Raw genomic sequence first — 15,521 nt, 5'->3', positions numbered from 1 at the left:
CCACCGCCCGCGGCACGGGCGGCCCGCCACCCACGTCGTCAGGTCGCCGGGCCGTCGAAGGCCACCACCGGCACCAGCTTGGCCGCCTGCGCCCGCGCCTGCGCGTCGAGACCGGCGACCGTCCACGCCCAGCCCGGCTCGCCCTTGCGGGGCTCGAGCCAGCTGCGGGTCCACGTCTCGAGCGCTGCGGGCGTCGCCGCGAGCATGGCCGCGGCGTCCTTCGCCATCGCGCCCGCGATCTGCGGGTCGGACTCCGCCAGATCGATCGACTGCGCGAACAACCGCGTCCAGTCCTCGCCGCCCAGGCTGGCCTCGACCACGCGCGCACCCAGGTAGAGCTGCGCGGCCTGGAACAGGCGCTGCCGCGGCTGGCGGGTGCCCGCGAGCGCAGCGAGCCCGGCGACCTCGCGGCCGAGGTCGCGCTCCACGGCGCTGCGCGAGATCACGGCCGCGACGATCCACACCGCACGATCGCCGGCGACCACCAGGCTGGCGTCGATCTCCTCTTGAGCCACGCGCTGCGCGAGGCGTGCGAGCGCGCGGGTGCTGGCGTCGGCCAACGGCAGCGTCCGGCCCAGCACGAGGATGGCCTCGCCGCCGCCGGCGCGGCCTTCGACGTACGACAGCGGCGTCGGTGGTGCGGCGAGCAGGCGCGTGCCGGTGCTCGCCGGCGCCTCGTCGCGCGCGCGCAGACGTGCGATCGCAGGGGCAACGGTGTCGCTGCGCTCGCTGCTGCGCCACAGCTCCGACAGTCGACGCAGCTCGGGCTTCGCCGCGTCCGCGGTGCCACCGGCGTGCACGATCAGCACGCCGCGGAGCGGATCGGCCAGGCGCTGCCACGGCTCGAGCAACGCCTGGCGCCCCAGCGCACGCAGTCGATCGAGCTGCACGAGATCGTGGTGGCCGAGCAGCTGGGCGACCGTCGCCGCGGTCGCGAGCTCGAGGTTGGTGGGCCGTGCATCGCCCGACGAGAGCCGCACGCGGGCCGATTCCAGCGGGTTGGCGCTGCGCAGCGCGAGCGTGCTGCCGAGCTGCGCGAGCACGTTCGGCAGGCGATCGCCGGGGCCACTGGCACAGACCTCGAGGCGATCGGGCCCGGGCTGCAGCTGCACGGTGATGCCCTGCTTCTGCAGCCGACGCTGCCACTCGAAGCGCAGGTATTCGCCGGCGATCGCGATGCTCTCGGGCGACGGCGCCGGTGCGAGGCCGCCGGTCGGGAGCAGCAGCCGCACGTGGGCCATCACGGCGCCGGGCTCGTGCAGCCAGAACGTGACCAAGCCGTCGTCGAGGGTGCCGCGGGTGGGCGCCGGCCACGGTGGCGCGAGGGCGGCGAGCGCCTCGGACTGCTCGGGCACCGGCTCCTCGTCCCAGACCTCGGCGACCTTGCTCTGCTGCCTGCGCTTGCACGACGCCAGCGCGGCGGCGAGCCCCAGCACGGCATGGCGACGGGTGATCATCGCGGCACCTCGGTCGCTGCAGGGGTCGTGGCCGGCGCGGGCCCGCGGGTGGGGTCGACGGCGTGCACCGCCGCGGCGACATCGAGCAGCGGGGCCAGCGGCTCGGGCACCGGCGACAGTGGCATCGCCAGCGCGCTGGCCCCCAGCAGCTGCGACAGCGGTCGCATCGGCGAGGCCTCGGCGGCGACCGCCGTGGTGCGGGTGCGCGCGAGGTGGCGCGCCAGCGGCAGCGGCGTGCGCAGCTCCTGGGCCAGCTCCGCGACGATGCGGTCGCGCTCACGCTCGAAGATCGCGAGGTCGTCGGCGAGCAGTCGCGCCTGGCGTCCGCGGGTCAGCGCGAGCGGGTCGTCGACGCCGGTCGCACGCACGAGCATGACCGCGCGTCGCGGCTCGTCCTCGATCGCGCAGCGCAGGCGCGCGCGGGTGGGCTCGCTGGTGTCGCGCTTGAGATGGTTGAGCGCGCTGCACACGACCTGGGCCCACGCCGCGCTCGCCACGTCGGCCGCGATCGGCCACACGAAGGTGCCGCTGGTGCCCTTGGCCTCGATCACGCGCGGAGCGCTGCCCTGGCGCGTGGGCGCGGTGCGGTCGCGGGCGCGTCGCGGCGTGGCCGGCAGATCGGCGAAGGCCGCCAGCGCCAGCGCGTAGACCTGGTCGGGTGCAATCGGCGAGACCAGCACCAGGGTCGCGCGGTCGTAGGTGAAGCGCTCGGCGAGCTGGGCCTCGATCGCGCGGGGCTTGAGCGCCTCGAGCTCGGGGGTGACGACGCGGCCGTCGTGCGCGATGCCGGGGGCATCGTGGGCGGCGGCGCGCACGGCCGGCGCTACGGTGCTGCCGCGGCCGCGATCGCGTCGGGCCCAGCGCAGCGCGTCGCGCCACAGCGGTTCGCTGACCGTGGGTGCGCGCAGTCGCGACGCCTCTGCGCCGAGCACGTCTTGCAGCAGCGACGCGGGCACCAACGCCTCGAAGCGTACCTGTGCCGCACCGACCGCCAGCGAGGTCACGCCGCCACCGTCGTGGATCATCCGCGCGATGCCGCCGGGGGCCCAGTCGCGGTTGCCCTCGAGCAGCTGGAACGTGAGCGCGTGGACCAGCCCGGGCAGCTCCTTGGGGTCGTCCTCGGTGCCGGTCTCGATCGCCAGCACGCTCGCGGCGACCGGCAGCGTCAGATCCTGCGCGACCACCAGGCGGAGTCCGCAGGGCAGCACGGTGTCGATTGCCAACGACTGCGTGCCGTCGTCGCTACGTGGACTCGACTCGACGTCCTCGCCGGTGGCCGGCGGGGTCGCGGTGGCCGGCGGGGTCGCGGTGGCCGGCGGGGTCGCGGTGGCCGGTGGTGTCGCGGTGGCCGGTGGTGTCGCGGTGGCCGGCGGGGTCGCGGTGGCCGGTGGTGTCGCGGTGGCCGGTGGTGTCGCGGTGGCCGGTGGCGCCGCGACAGCCGCGGGCGTCGGGGCCAGCGCGGGCACGGCCAGGCACGCGGCCAGCAGCCACGGGGCCACCGTCGCGCGCGCAGGCCGGGGCGCTGCCACGGGTGCACTCATGCGCGTCGCAGCGACTCGCGGCCGGCGAAGCGCGCGGAGGCCCCGAGCAGCTCGTGGATCCGCAGCAGCTGGTTGTACTTCTCGACGCGGTCCGAGCGCGACGCGCTGCCGGTCTTGATCTGACCGGCCTCGCACGAGACCGCGAGGTCGGCGATGAAGTCGTCGCCGGTCTCGCCGCTGCGGTGCGACACGATGCAGCGGTAGCGCGCCCGGTGGGCGGTGCGGATCGCGACCTGGGTCTCGGTGAGCGTGCCGATCTGGTTGACCTTGACGAGCAACGCGTTGGCGACGCCCATCTCGATGCCGCGACGCAGCCGCACGGGGTTGGTCACGAACAGATCGTCGCCGACCAGCTGCACCCGCGCACCGAGGCGATCGGTGAGGGTCTTCCAGCCGTCCCAGTCCTCCTCGGCCATGCCGTCCTCGATCGACACCAGCGGGAAGCGATCGGCGAGATCGGCGTAGAGCTCGGTGAGCTCGCCGGCATCGAGCTGGCGGCCGCCCTCGCCGGCGAGGGTGTAGACCTGCTTGTCGCGGTCGTAGAACTCCGAGGCCGCGACGTCGAGCGCGAGGCTGATCTGCTCGCCGGGGCGGTAGCCGGCCGCCTCGATCGCGCGGGTCAGCAGCGCGAGCGCCTCGCCGTTGGTCGCGAGGTCGGGCGCGAAGCCACCCTCGTCACCGACCGCGGTGGTCTTGCCGGCGTCGTGCAGCAGCTTCTTGAGCGCGTGGAAGGTCTCGACCCCGGCACGCAGTGCATCCGGGAAGCTGTCGAAGCCGTGCGGCACCAGCATCGACTCCTGGAAGTCGAGGTTGTTGTCGGCATGGGCGCCGCCGTTGATGACGTTCATCAGCGGCACCGGCAGCGTGCACGCGAGCGTGCCGCCGAGGTAGCGGAACAGCGGCAGGCCCACGTCCTGCGCGGCGGCGCGGGCGTTGGCGAGCGAGACCCCGAGCAGTGCGTTGGCGCCGAGCGAGCGCTTGTTGGGCGTGCCGTCGGCCGAGCACAGCGCGGCGTCGACCGCCGCCTGATCGATCGCGTCGAGGCCGATCACGACCTCGGCGAGTCGATCGGTCACGTTGGCGACCGCATGCAGCACGCCCTTGCCGCCGAAGCGCGACTTGTCGCCGTCGCGCATCTCGTGGGCCTCGAACTCGCCGGTGCTGGCACCCGAGGGCACTGCAGCACGTCCGACGTTGCCGGCTTCGGTGGTGATTTCGACCTCGAGGGTCGGGTTGCCGCGCGAGTCGAGGATCTCGCGGGCGTGCACGTCGACGATGCTGCTCATGCGGGTGGGCTCTCGCTTTCGCGGTGGCGCGGCGGAGCGTAGCACGGCCGCCACGGCGCGACGCGAGCGGGCGATCGGGCCCGCCTCGCGCGCGACGAGGGCCGGCGCAGCGGGCGATCGTCACCCGCGTTCGCCTTGCGCGGCGCCTCAGCTGCGTCGCCGTCGCACGCGACGCAACAGGCCCAGGCCCACCACCGAGGCCCACGGCAGACCGTGCGCTGGATCCCTCGACGGGTCGGTGGTGCAGGCGCAGCCGAGCGGCTCTTCGCCCGTGATGCCCGCGGTGTCGCCGGTGGCCTCGGTGTCGCCCGCGCTCGCGGTGTCGCTCGCGGACGCGGTGGCACCCGATGCCGACGCCGATGCCGACGCCGACGCACCGTCGGTGGTGTCGGCGACGGTGTCGCTCGCCGAGGCGCTCGCGTCGGTGGTCGCGGTGGTCGTGGGGCCACCGCTCGCGCCGGTGCCACTGGACTCGCCGCCGCCGGTCGAGCCACCGCCGCTGGTCTCGGCACCACCGGTCGAGCCGGCGCCGGTCGAGCCGGCGCTGGTGGTCTCGGCGCCGCTGGTGGTTTCCGCACCGCTGCTGGTCTCACCGCCACCGGTCGAGCCCGCGGAAGGATCGACGCCGGTCGAGCCTGCGGAGGGATCGATGCCGGTGGAGCCCGCCGAAGGATCGATGCCGGTGGAGCCCGCGGAAGGATCGATGCCGGTGGAGCCCGCCGAGGGATCGATGCCGGTCGAGCCCACGGACGGATCGATGGCCGTGTCGCCGCCGGAGGGATCGATGCCGGTGGAGCCCACCGACGGATCGACGCCGGTCGAGCCACCGCCCGAGGGATCGATGATGCCGGTCGAGCCACCACCCGTGGGATCGATGATGCCGGTCGAGCCACCACCGGACGGATCGATGGTGCCGGTCGAGCCACCGACCTCGGCGAGCGTGGTCAGCACGACCTCCTCCATGTCCCACTGGCCATCGGCATCCACCGCGCGCACCTCGAAGGTGTAGACCGAGAACGGCAGCAGGTCGGTCAGCGCGAGCGTGCCGGAGTCGGCGCCATCGAGGGTCGCGGCGGGGCCCGAGGTCTGCGTCCACTCCCACGTGATCGCGTCGTCATCGATCACGCTCGCGACCAACTCGACGGGGTCGCCGTCGATCGTCGCCGCGAGGTCGTCCGGTGGGGTGACGTCGGGGCGGTCGAGCGAGAGGAACCACGAGTACACCCCGTCGGCGTCGTTGGCCGCGGCGTACGGGTAGAAGTCGGCCGCGATGCCGCAGCCCTGATCGCTGGGCCACTCGGCGTTGGGGAAGCCCGAGTTGACGGGGTCGATGGCCTGGACCCACGCGAAGTGACCGACGTTGTCGAACATCGAGATGCGGCCCGGCGGGTGCGGGTCGCCCACGCGGTTGGTGCACGCGGCATAGCCGGGGTAGTTGCCCGGGTGCTGGTACATGTCCTCGACCTGCACCATCCAGCAGGGGCTGAAGGTGCCGACGCCGAGGTTGGCGTTGTTGTCGTTCTCGCCGTGGAAGATCCACAGGCCGGTGTCCTCGAAGTTGCAACCGACCTCGGTCGGGAAGATCACGCCGCCGGGCATCGGTGCGACCGCGGTGAAGCGGCGCGCGTGCACGTTGACGTACTGCAGCACGCCGCGGCCACCCTGGCTCATGCCGGTGAGGTAGAGCCGCCGCGGATCGACCGGGTAGTTGTCGATGATGTACTCGAAGAAGGCGTCGAGCTCGGCGATGTTCCACTCGGTGGTCGAGAACGGCGGCACGTCGTTCTGCGGCGACACGAAGATGAACGGTCGATCGCCGTCGTCCCACGCGCCCACGCGCATGTGCTGCTGCGGGCCCCAGGTGAGGTTGCGGCACAGGCCGTCGCCGCCACACGCGGCCGCGTCGCAGACGTCGGTGTTGCCGGGGCACACCGAGACGTCGTCGTACTCGCCGATGCCCGGCAGGAACACCAGCAGCGGCAGGGTCTCGCCGGGCGCGAGGTCGTCGTAGTTGCTCGGCAGGTACTCCCAGTAGCCGAGGCCCCACGGATCGCCGGGGTTCATCGAGATGCCGCGCAGCTCACCCGGCGTGATGTCGTCGGGGTAGGGCGGTGCGGCCTGGGCCTCGCGATCGAGGCCGAGGCCGATCGTCAAGCAGCCCACCATCGCGAGCGCCAGCCGGGTCCGCCTGGTCGCGCGGCGTCGTGCAGGGTTCGATCGCTCCTCGATCCACATCGATGTCAGGGTCACGTGGACATGATAGCGGGCTGCGCCGTGCGAGTGTGCGCGCGCGGGGTCCAGGCGGCCCGCCGGGGACTCGTTGTCACCGGCCTGACATTCGCCGGCTCGGCACGGCCGCATTGACGCGGGAAAACCCGGCCGGCTACCTTCGCCCCCACCCACATGCGCAGCATCGCGATCGGCCTGCTGGGCGCGGGCAACGTCGGATGCGGCGTCCTGCAGCTCCTTCGTGACAACCACGACGCGATCGCCCAGCGCATCGGCGCCAAGGTCGTGGTCAAGCGCGTGCTCCTGCGTGCACCGGGGCAGCGGCGCGCATTCGAGCTGCCCGCGGCGGCGAAGACCTGCGACGCGGCCGAGGTGCTCGACGATCCCGACATCCGCGTGGTCGTCGAGGTGATGGGCGGACTGGAGCCGGCGCGCAGCTACGTGCTGCGGGCGCTCGCGCACGGCAAGCACGTGGTGTCGGCCAACAAGGCGCTGCTGGGTACCCATGGCAAGGAGCTGTTCGCCGAGGCCGCCCGTCGCGGGGTCTCGATCCACTTCGAGGCCGCGGTCGCGGGTGGCATCCCGATCCTCCGAACCCTGCGGGAGGGGCTCGCCAGCGATCGCATCCTGGCGATCACGGGCATCGTCAACGGCACTTCGAACTTCGTGCTCGATGCGATGACGCGGGCGCGCCGCGACTACGCCGACGCGCTGCTGCAGGCCCAGGAGGCCGGCTTCGCCGAGGCCGATCCCACCATGGACGTCGACGGCACCGACGCCGCGCAGAAGCTGGCACTGCTCGCCCTGGTGGCGTTCGGCATGCGGGTGGATCCGGGGGCGATTCCCACCGAGGGGATCCGACGGATCCAGCCGATCGACGTCGAGGCCGCCGCGACCCTCGGCTGCGTCATCCGCAGCATCGCGCACGCCGAGGTCAGCAACGGGCGGCTGCGCGCGCGCGTGCATCCGACCCTGGTGCCCAACGCCCACGTGCTCGCGGGCGTGCACGGCAGCTACAACGCGGTGCTGGTGCAGTCGGCCGCGCTCGGTCGCAGCCTCTACTACGGCCGCGGCGCCGGCATGATGCCGACCGGCACCGCGGTGGTCAGCGATCTGGTCGAGGTCTGCCGCGCGGTGGTGGCCTTCGCCGATCGCATGCCGCCGCCGGAGTCGCTGCCCAACATCGTCGACGTCACGCCCGCGCCCTTGGACGACGAGCGGCACGAGAACTATGTGCGCGTCACCGTGCCCAACGTGCCCGGCGTGCTCGCCAGCGTCGCGAGCTGCCTCGGCCGCTGCGGCGTCAGCATCAAGCGACTGAACCAAGACCCGCTGGGGCCGGGCCTGCCGGTCGACATGGTGCTGGTCACCGAGGCGGTCGCCGATGTCGACCTGCGCGCGGCGTTGCGGGAGATCGATGCGCTGGAGACCACGCTCGCGCCGGCGTTGCGGTTGCGGATCCTGCCGCCGGATCCGTTGGATTGATCGCGGTGGGCGGGGGCGGTGGTCGATCCGCCGGGCGCAGCCGCGGGGACGTCATGGACAGGCTCCGTTGGGGCGGTTGTCGGCGACCAACGGATGGACCTCGGTCGTTGTCGCAGCGAGCGTGTCTGCAAATGCCCGGGCTTCGCACTCGTCCAAGGACGCGTTCCCGCTGATCTCGAGATCCGCGGCCATGTCGATGCTCGCCAGCTTTCCGCTGCGATGCGGATCGAGCGCTGCCAGAGATGCGATTCGCAGATTGTCGATGATTCTGAGCTGATTCGAAACTGCGGCGAGGTTCTCGAGGCCGGAGAGATCGGCAAGTAGTGGATTCGCATGAATGACGATAGAGCCGCCAGTCACATGCTCCAATCCGCGGAGCGACGAACGCGAGCTGGCTCGCTCGCCGCGATGCCGTGCGGCTGCTGGGGGGCAGGGGGCGTCACTCGCAGGTGACCGACTTTGTCGCGCTGCGCGTCGCTCCGCGGGCGTCGCGGGCGACGGCCCGCAGCACGTGGTCGGTGGTGACGTCGATGCTGGTGGTGCCGGCGTCGAGCAGGACGTCGTCGACGTACCAGCGCAACGACTCGAGATCGTACTCGGCATCGAAGGTGTCGGCAGTGAGCGCGACGGTGTCGGGACAGTCGACGGTATCGGCGACGGTGATGGCAACCTCGGGCGGCGAGCCGAGCCAGCTGGTGGCGACGAGATCGAACGTGGCGGTGACCTCGGCGACCTCGCCGTTGCAGGGCACATCGATGTGGACCTCGAACTTGCCGTACGCAGGGATGACCGCCCAGCCTTCATCGAGCATGAGGCCGACGCCATCTTCGATGGGAAGGAACGTGTCGAAGGTCATCGAGTCGACGCTCGTGTGCGCGTCGAAGACCAGGCCGCCCGGTGGCACCGCGGTCCAGTCGGGCAGCGCGTGGGAGCGGATCGCAAACGCCGGCTGCGCGAGCGTGAGCGCGAGGCTGTCGAGGGTGTGACTGACGGTCTCGCCGCCGCACGTGAGCTCGAGCGTGACGGGATCGCCCAGCGCGACGTCGGCGGAGCCGATGTACGTGGGGCACGGGGCGGTGCCGCTGCCTTCGACGCAGGACGAGAACCCGAGGCTGCCCGAGAGCAAGCCCTGCACGGGCTCGGTGGCGTTGGGGGAATCGAGGGTGATGATGCCGTCCATCCCGTAGGACCACTCCTCGCCGCGGCCGAGGCCTTGGCGGGCCTCGGTGGGCCGGAGCAATCGGTTTGCGCAGATGTCCTCGTCGAAGTGCTCGCAACAATCGGTGCGCAGGTTGCAGTCGAGCGACTCATCCTCGAAGAGGCCACTGCCATCGGTCTGCGCGGGTGGGATCTCGAAGTAGGCAGCGTGGCTGTCGGTGGTGATGAGCGACGGGGTGATGAAGCCGCTCGCCGCGGAGCACTCGGCTGCGACGTCGGGATTGGCGGCGTACTCGAGCTCGCAGGCCTGCTGACAGCGCGCGAGCACGAAGTCGAGGTCCTCGGTGGTGGGCTCGTCGAGGTTGCGGATCATGCCGGGGCGGGTGTGCACGGCCCAGCCGGAGTAGCTGCCGCCCGGGAGCACGACCAGGGGTGGGTCGACGGCGGTAGTCTCGATGTCGCCGGGGTCGCACGCGCGTGGGCTCCCGACCGGCTCGGCGGAGCAGGACACCTCGGTGACGGTCAATTCGTCGATCTCGCAGCGCCACATGCCGCTGCCATCACCACCGCCGGTGAAGCCGCACGGCGGGAGGTCCTCGACCATGTCGAGCGGCGAGTCGGTGAACTCGATCGTGTCGAGGATGACGCGCGCGGGGTCGACGGGCTCGTCGAAGGTCAGGATAATCTCGTCGATCTCGTCTGTACCGAACTCGCACCAATCGCCGAGGTTGAACCGCACTGTCTGCATCGCCTGAACCGACGGGCATGACGAGCCCTCAGAGGAGTTGTGGTATTGCTGCGGGAGGCGCCCCGTCGAAAGCGCGACGCTGCGGTCGATGCCGCCGCCGCGCGCGAGGCTGACGTCGAAGCGGACGGGCTCGTCCGACACCGCGTGGCAGACATCGCCGAGTTCGAGGACGTTTCCCGCGCGCAGCGATAGATGCGTCATCTCGCCCAGTTCGAGGTTCGCGGGCACCGGGATCCGCAGCTCCCCGACCTGGTCGGGAGCGCCGTACTCGACACCGAGGATCCGCGAGTCCACCGCCCTCGATATTCCGAGGCCGGATGTGATCTCCTCCGCCGCATCGACATCGAGCGTCATGTCGTCGGGGGTGTCGTCGATCTCGGCGCCGTCGATTTGCTCGAAGAACTCGACCGGGTGACGATACTGCGACGGCGGCGCGAGCATGTTCTTGATCCGCGGTTCGTCGATGCAAACGCCGCCGGGTGTCGAGGCGCAGCCGGGTGTATCATCGCAGCCGGCCCCGACGATGCTGCAGTCGACATCGGCATGCAGGCTGTACGGCTCGAGCGGGGCCCACAACGTGTCGTCGAGCACCTCGGCCGGCCAGGCCTCCGTCGTCGCGTACGACCACCACAGATCGTCATTCCCATTGAAGACCTGCGAGCGGATGAACTCGGGGATGTAGCCCTGGAGGGCTGCAAGCGCGCGGCCCGTCCCGCCGAGGTCGCTGAAGCCGTCATGAGTCGTCCCGTCGACCCACACCACGGCGCGAGGTGCCGAATAGCCGGCCGCGTCCGCCTCCGGCGCCAGTTGGTCGAAGTGTTCGCCTGGCCTCCCACCGACTTGCCCATCGGTCGTCGAGCCGAAGAACAGCGCGGCGGCGGGTGGCGCCGCTGTGAGGTCGAGGGTCGCGATGCCGCTGGGGTTGCCCGCCGCGAGCATGACATATCCCCGCACGGCGAACGGACGCAGGATCGACGCCTCCGGCTCTTGCCCGGACCGGTCGGCCAAGTCCAGCAGGTCGCCGGCACCCGAGCTGTGGCCGACCAGGATGACTTCGCAGCGCAAGGAATCGCCGAACGCCGCCCACACGGCCTCGAGCGCGCACGTCGCATCCTCGTCCCTGTCGAGCTGTTCCAAAAGGTCCACATTGAGGACCACGAAGCCCATGGACACCAACAACTCGATCAGGTTCGAGTAGAGCCCGGCGTTGAAGCCGTTGCCGTGTGCGAGCACGGCGAGCGGTGCGGTCGTCGGCGACGTGGGCCAGCCTCCCGGCGCGAAGATCTCGAAGTCCGGTGGAGTGTCCCGCAGATAGCACGGGCACGCATTCGCGAGATCAAAGGTCTCGGGCAAGCTGACCTGCGTCACCTCGAACGGGCCCTCCGGTGCCGCGCCCGGCTCGCCGCAGCCCGGGTCCCGTGTGATCGCGGCGCAGACCTCGGGGTCGCCGCCCGTCGGGTCGGCGGAAGTCCCCGACTCGTCGGCCGTGCCGGTCGACGCGGTCGTGGTCGTCGAGATGTCGCCACCGTCCGAACCGCTCCACGTCGACGTACCCGTGAACCCAAGGGTGCCGCCGGTCGTCATCATCGTAGCGACGGCGTCGCCGTCGACATGACACGCCGTCTTGGTCAGGACGAACAGCACGCACGGGCCGAGCGCTCGAGCGGGAATGCGAGATGCGGACATGGTTCTGGCCTCCTTGGCGATCGGTGGTGGTCGGTACTGGTTTGCGCGGCACACGAACGCGCGCGACGATCGGCGCGTCGAGGACCGTGCAGCCAATCACAAACTCTTCGAGGGCCCATCGGGCAGCGCGTCGTGGGTCAGGGTGGACCCGAGATCAACACCTCGGTACTCTGGTCGGCGGTCGCCACCATCAGGTCGTCGATGCCGTCGCCAGAGATGTCGCCGACCGCGGAGAACTTCACGATCATCGGGAGCGCTCCGCTCGGCAGGTAGTCAACGAAGCTCGGCTCGCCCGTTGGATCGACGATGACGGTGCGACCCGCGAGGATGTCCGTTCGGCCGTCGCCGTCGATGTCGGCGAAGGTCCACTCCCAGACGTTGGCGCCGTCGACCCCATCGGGCCCCATTGGGAAGCTGTTGGCGTCCCACACATACGTGGCCTCGGCCCAGGACTCACCGCCAAGCCCGCGCATGATCAGCATGTGCCCTTGCGTGGTCATGAGCGCGAGGTCGATCAGAGCATCGCCGTCGAAGTCGCGCGCCACCATCATCTCGGCCCAGAACACGAAGCCATCCTTCGTCTGTGGCGACCTGCCGGAGATCTGAACTTGCATTTGTTCGACCTGCGCCGCGCCGCGGATGAGGTAGAGGCGCCCCTCCAGACCCGACTGCTGGCAGTCGGTCGAGACCACGAGGTCCTCGTAGGGATCGCCGTCGGCGTCGAGGGCCGCGATCGCCAGCCCGAAACCACACGCCTCGAGGTTGTACTCGATCGGGTCCCCGACGAAGACGAACCCGTTGTCGGTCCATTCCATGACGCGCAGCCGCGGCCGCCCGCCTTCGGGCTGGAGCAACGACTCCGAGACGATCACCTCGTCGACGCCGTCGCCATCGACATCGGCTGCCGCCCAGGGTGCGTGAGCCTGCTCGGACGAGTACATCGTCGTCGCACCGTTGGTGAGGCCCTTTGGGGTGCTGACGAAGCGCCGGAGCTCGTCGCCGAAGTACAACACGTCGTCGTGGCCGCGAACTATCCCGCTCGTCGCGTGGAAGCTAGAACCCGGGACCCCGACGAGATCGTCGAGCTGCGGCTGCGGCTCGACGACCACACCCGCACCGTCCCAGCCGATCATCGACGCCGACTCGAAGTTGTGGCCGATGAAGAAGCGGGGTTCGCCGCCCAGCCCGAAGCGTCCGTGCGGGCCCGGAAATGCCGTGCCTTCGAGCGTGAAGCGTCGATAGCACCACGGCTCGTTCGCAATGTTGTCCACGCAGCCCGAGCTTTCACTGGTGCTGGAGACTTCATCCGCGCCCGAGCTGTCCGCATCGCTCGACGTGTCGCCGGAGGCCGCTGCGTTCGAGGTGGAGCCCGTCGCGCTCGCGGTGGAACCCGTCTCCTCCCCGGATGTCGAGGTCGACGGCGGCGACGGCCCACAGGCGAGCACTGCCGCGACCCACCACGGCGACGCCCAGCGGGTCACCGACAATGGGCTCGACCAGCGCCGCTCCCACTCAAGCATCGCCGCGGTCCTTGCCGGATGCCGGATGCCGGATACCGGATGTGGTCACCCGCGCTTCAATGCCGGTGTCGCCAACTCCGTAACGAGTCAAATGGGTCAGCGGCCCCGTTTCCGGGTATTCCCCACCCGGCCCGAACCGACCGAACAGGCCCCGGTCCGGAGCTGCATCGACCGCGAACGCCCGATAGCACCACGGCTCGTTCGCAACATTGTCGACACACCCGCCCGCGCCGCCCGAGCTGCTGCTGTCCGCGCTCGAGCCCACCGTGACCGACGCGCCTCCCGTGCTCGTCGCACCCGTCAGCGTCTCGCTCGAGTCGTCCCCATCCGCGGTCCCGCCGCTCGCGTCGCCCGAGCCGCCGCTGCCACCGCTCGTCCGCGGCCCACAGGCGACCGCAAGCGCGAAGGCCCCGAGCAGCAGCGGCGTTGTCGCGTGGGGTCGGTACACGGGCAAGCGTCCTTCTCGCCGGCCGCGTCCGAGCCAGCCGCAGGACACAGGATGTCGAAAAAAAGAAAAAAGGTCGAGGAGAAATGCGTGTGTGCCTCGGCGCAATCCGGCGGCCGCTGGACGCCACGTTGCCGTGTTGGTGTCACAGCGCGCCCGGGGCCCCCCGGACACGCGGGGGCCCAGACCGCAGCGCTCGTTCAGGCCGCTCCTGTGAGGGCCTCGTCAGGCTGGCCCAGAGATCAGAACCTGCGTCACTGGGTACGTGTTGAGAACGATGTCGTCGATGCCATCCCCGGAGATGTCCCCCGCCGGCAGGATATCGATCACCGGTGCGAACACCCCTTCGGCGACATAGTCCTCGAACACCGGCGAGCCCAGCGGATCGAGGTTCACCGTCCGCCCCGCGAGGATCTCCTTCGCGGCGTCGCCATCCAGGTCTGCAAAATCGAACTCCCAAACATTGTCGTCATCCAGCGACAGCGGGGTGTCGGATGTCTACACCACAATCGATGACCCGAACTTCCCGTCGCCCTCCGCCACGAACAAGTCGAGCTCTTCGATGTTGTCGAAGATGACGTCGTCGAGACCATCGCCATTGACATCCTCGACGTGCGATCGGTAGCCGGGCACCTCGGTCTGGACGAACTCAGGATGCCAGCTGCTGCAGCTTCAGCAGGGATGTCGCAACTCAAGCGCGGAGCCTCCAATCTCACACGCTACTATCAGGTGTCCTAATGCTCCGTGTGAATCATCCGCGCGCGCACCGACGAGTTCGGACGTCGGCCTCTTGCCTGCTGACGACCTGCCTCTGCGTGATCGCTTGTGGTCCGACCCGGGGGCCGGACCATGGCGACGAGGCCGAGCGCTAGGCCGATGCGATGTGCGGGGCGATCGAGGCGTGCGGCTGCCAGCTGCGGTACGGCGACGCCGATGCGTGCCGCGAGACCCTGGGCGGAGCATTCGCGCAGGCGCAGGCGAACGGACTTGCGATCGACCACAGGTGCTTCGACGGCGTGGTCGCGAGCGGCGCGTTGGGCGATTGCAACGAGACTACGCACTGGCCGTTTCTCGAGTGGAACTGCGCCGTGCTGCATGGACGCAAGCGGGAGGGCGCTAGCTGCGACCCGACTGGCGCGAGTGCGGTCTCGCCGTTCCGCGTGGACGAGTGCGCCCCCGAGCTGCGCTGCGCGCAGGGGCTGGCTCGATCGCGGTCGACGGTCCGAACGTCTACTGCCAAGGCCTCGGTAGCGCCGATGTCGGCGTGTGCGCCGTGACCCTCGCCGCGGGCTCGGCGTGCGACCCTGCCGACAACTTCGCCTGCGATGGCGAGCCGATGTACTTCGGCTGGTGTGATCCTTCGACCGCGACCTGCCGCACGCGTGCACCCGCGGTGTGCCTCGCCGACGGGAACGTCGCCGGCTGGCGCATCGGCGCCGCTGACATGCCGTGATCCGCTTCTCGGGCCCGCGGCATCCGTGCTAACCCCCGCGCCATGACGACTCCACTGCTCCCCGAGCTGTCGCGCGAGCACATGCGACCGTGCGCCCACGTGCGGGTGCTGTTCGCCGACACCGATCAGATGGGCGTGGTCTATCACGCGTCGTACCTGCGCTACCTCGAGCTCGCGCGGGTCGAGCTGTGCCGCAGCGTCGGGCTGGCGATCCCCACCTTCGAGCCGCGTGGGCTGGGCTTGCCGCTGACCGAGGTCGCGGTGCGCTACCGCGCGCCCGCGCGCTACGACGATCGCATGACCGTGCACTGTGCCGTGTCGCTGCTCACGCGCGCGCGGCTGCACTTCGACTACCTCGTGACGGTCGAGCCCGGCGATCGCGAGGGCCTCGCGCAGCCGATCGACCTCCTGTGGGCGCAGACGCGGCATGCGTGCATTCGGCTCGCAGACGGCCGTCCCGAACGGCTGCCGCGCGATGTGGTCGCACTGCTCGAATCCTGCTATTCACGGTAG

Annotated in this window: 12 protein-coding genes; 3 read left to right on the top strand and 9 right to left on the bottom strand. The window is 70.7% G+C overall.

What is annotated here, in order from left to right:
- Positions 1–38: 38 nt before the first annotated feature.
- From IPH07_09370 to IPH07_09355, 4 genes are all read right to left on the bottom strand, one after another.
- Positions 39–1,457: a hypothetical protein gene (locus IPH07_09370; protein MBK6917597.1), complete on the bottom strand. Its 1,419-nt coding sequence runs from the start codon at positions 1,455–1,457 to the stop codon at positions 39–41.
- Positions 1,454–2,986 (bottom strand): insulinase family protein, encoded by a 1,533-nt coding sequence (locus tag IPH07_09365; GenBank protein MBK6917596.1) that lies wholly within the window; start codon positions 2,984–2,986, stop codon positions 1,454–1,456. Before IPH07_09365 ends, IPH07_09370 begins: the two co-directional genes overlap by 4 nt.
- A gap of 8 nt (positions 2,987–2,994) precedes the next feature.
- Positions 2,995–4,284 (bottom strand): phosphopyruvate hydratase, encoded by a 1,290-nt coding sequence (eno, locus tag IPH07_09360; GenBank protein ID MBK6917595.1) that lies wholly within the window; start codon positions 4,282–4,284, stop codon positions 2,995–2,997.
- Between the two features lie 147 nt (positions 4,285–4,431).
- The gene (locus IPH07_09355) at positions 4,432–6,534 is read right to left on the bottom strand and encodes a DUF4573 domain-containing protein (protein ID MBK6917594.1); all 2,103 of its coding nucleotides are present in this window, start codon (positions 6,532–6,534) and stop codon (positions 4,432–4,434) included.
- A 153-nt stretch (positions 6,535–6,687) separates the two neighbouring features.
- Here IPH07_09355 and IPH07_09350 point away from each other — a divergent pair, with 153 nt between their 5' ends.
- Positions 6,688–7,998, top strand: coding sequence for a homoserine dehydrogenase (locus IPH07_09350; GenBank protein ID MBK6917593.1), 1,311 nt, complete (start codon positions 6,688–6,690; stop codon positions 7,996–7,998).
- 51 nt (positions 7,999–8,049) lie between these two features.
- Here IPH07_09350 and IPH07_09345 read toward each other — a convergent pair whose 3' ends face one another.
- The 5 genes from IPH07_09345 to IPH07_09325 form a co-directional block, all read right to left on the bottom strand.
- On the bottom strand, positions 8,050–8,358 hold the full coding sequence (locus IPH07_09345; GenBank protein ID MBK6917592.1) for a hypothetical protein: 309 nt from the start codon (positions 8,356–8,358) through the stop codon (positions 8,050–8,052).
- Between the two features lie 79 nt (positions 8,359–8,437).
- Positions 8,438–11,590: a hypothetical protein gene (locus tag IPH07_09340; protein ID MBK6917591.1), complete on the bottom strand. Its 3,153-nt coding sequence runs from the start codon at positions 11,588–11,590 to the stop codon at positions 8,438–8,440.
- A 137-nt stretch (positions 11,591–11,727) separates the two neighbouring features.
- On the bottom strand, positions 11,728–12,861 hold the full coding sequence (locus tag IPH07_09335; protein MBK6917590.1) for a VCBS repeat-containing protein: 1,134 nt from the start codon (positions 12,859–12,861) through the stop codon (positions 11,728–11,730).
- Between the two features lie 241 nt (positions 12,862–13,102).
- Positions 13,103–13,558, bottom strand: coding sequence for a hypothetical protein (locus tag IPH07_09330; protein ID MBK6917589.1), 456 nt, complete (start codon positions 13,556–13,558; stop codon positions 13,103–13,105).
- 222 nt (positions 13,559–13,780) lie between these two features.
- Positions 13,781–13,951: a hypothetical protein gene (locus IPH07_09325; protein MBK6917588.1), complete on the bottom strand. Its 171-nt coding sequence runs from the start codon at positions 13,949–13,951 to the stop codon at positions 13,781–13,783.
- A 772-nt stretch (positions 13,952–14,723) separates the two neighbouring features.
- Here IPH07_09325 and IPH07_09320 point away from each other — a divergent pair.
- Positions 14,724–15,008, top strand: coding sequence for a hypothetical protein (locus tag IPH07_09320; protein ID MBK6917587.1), 285 nt, complete (start codon positions 14,724–14,726; stop codon positions 15,006–15,008).
- Between the two features lie 81 nt (positions 15,009–15,089).
- Positions 15,090–15,521, top strand: coding sequence for an acyl-CoA thioesterase (locus tag IPH07_09315; protein ID MBK6917586.1), 432 nt, complete (start codon positions 15,090–15,092; stop codon positions 15,519–15,521).

The sequence above is a fragment of the Deltaproteobacteria bacterium genome, assembly GCA_016709225.1.
GTDB lineage: Bacteria > Myxococcota_A > Polyangia > Nannocystales > Nannocystaceae > Xiheibacterium > Xiheibacterium phototrophicum.
Note: the sequence above shows the minus strand (reverse complement) of the source record. Positions and strands in the feature narration are given on the sequence as shown.

Bases quoted from the DNA above. Each gene is read 5' to 3' on its own strand.
- IPH07_09370 (MBK6917597.1), bottom strand. From the start codon at position 1,457: ATGATCACCCGTCGCCATGCCGTGCTGGGGCTCGCCGCCGCGCTGGCG.
- eno (MBK6917595.1), bottom strand. From the start codon at position 4,284: ATGAGCAGCATCGTCGACGTGCACGCCCGCGAGATCCTCGACTCGCGC.
- IPH07_09350 (MBK6917593.1), top strand. From the start codon at position 6,688: ATGCGCAGCATCGCGATCGGCCTGCTGGGCGCGGGCAACGTCGGATGC.
- IPH07_09340 (MBK6917591.1), bottom strand. From the start codon at position 11,590: ATGTCCGCATCTCGCATTCCCGCTCGAGCGCTCGGCCCGTGCGTGCTG.
- IPH07_09315 (MBK6917586.1), top strand. From the start codon at position 15,090: ATGCGACCGTGCGCCCACGTGCGGGTGCTGTTCGCCGACACCGATCAG.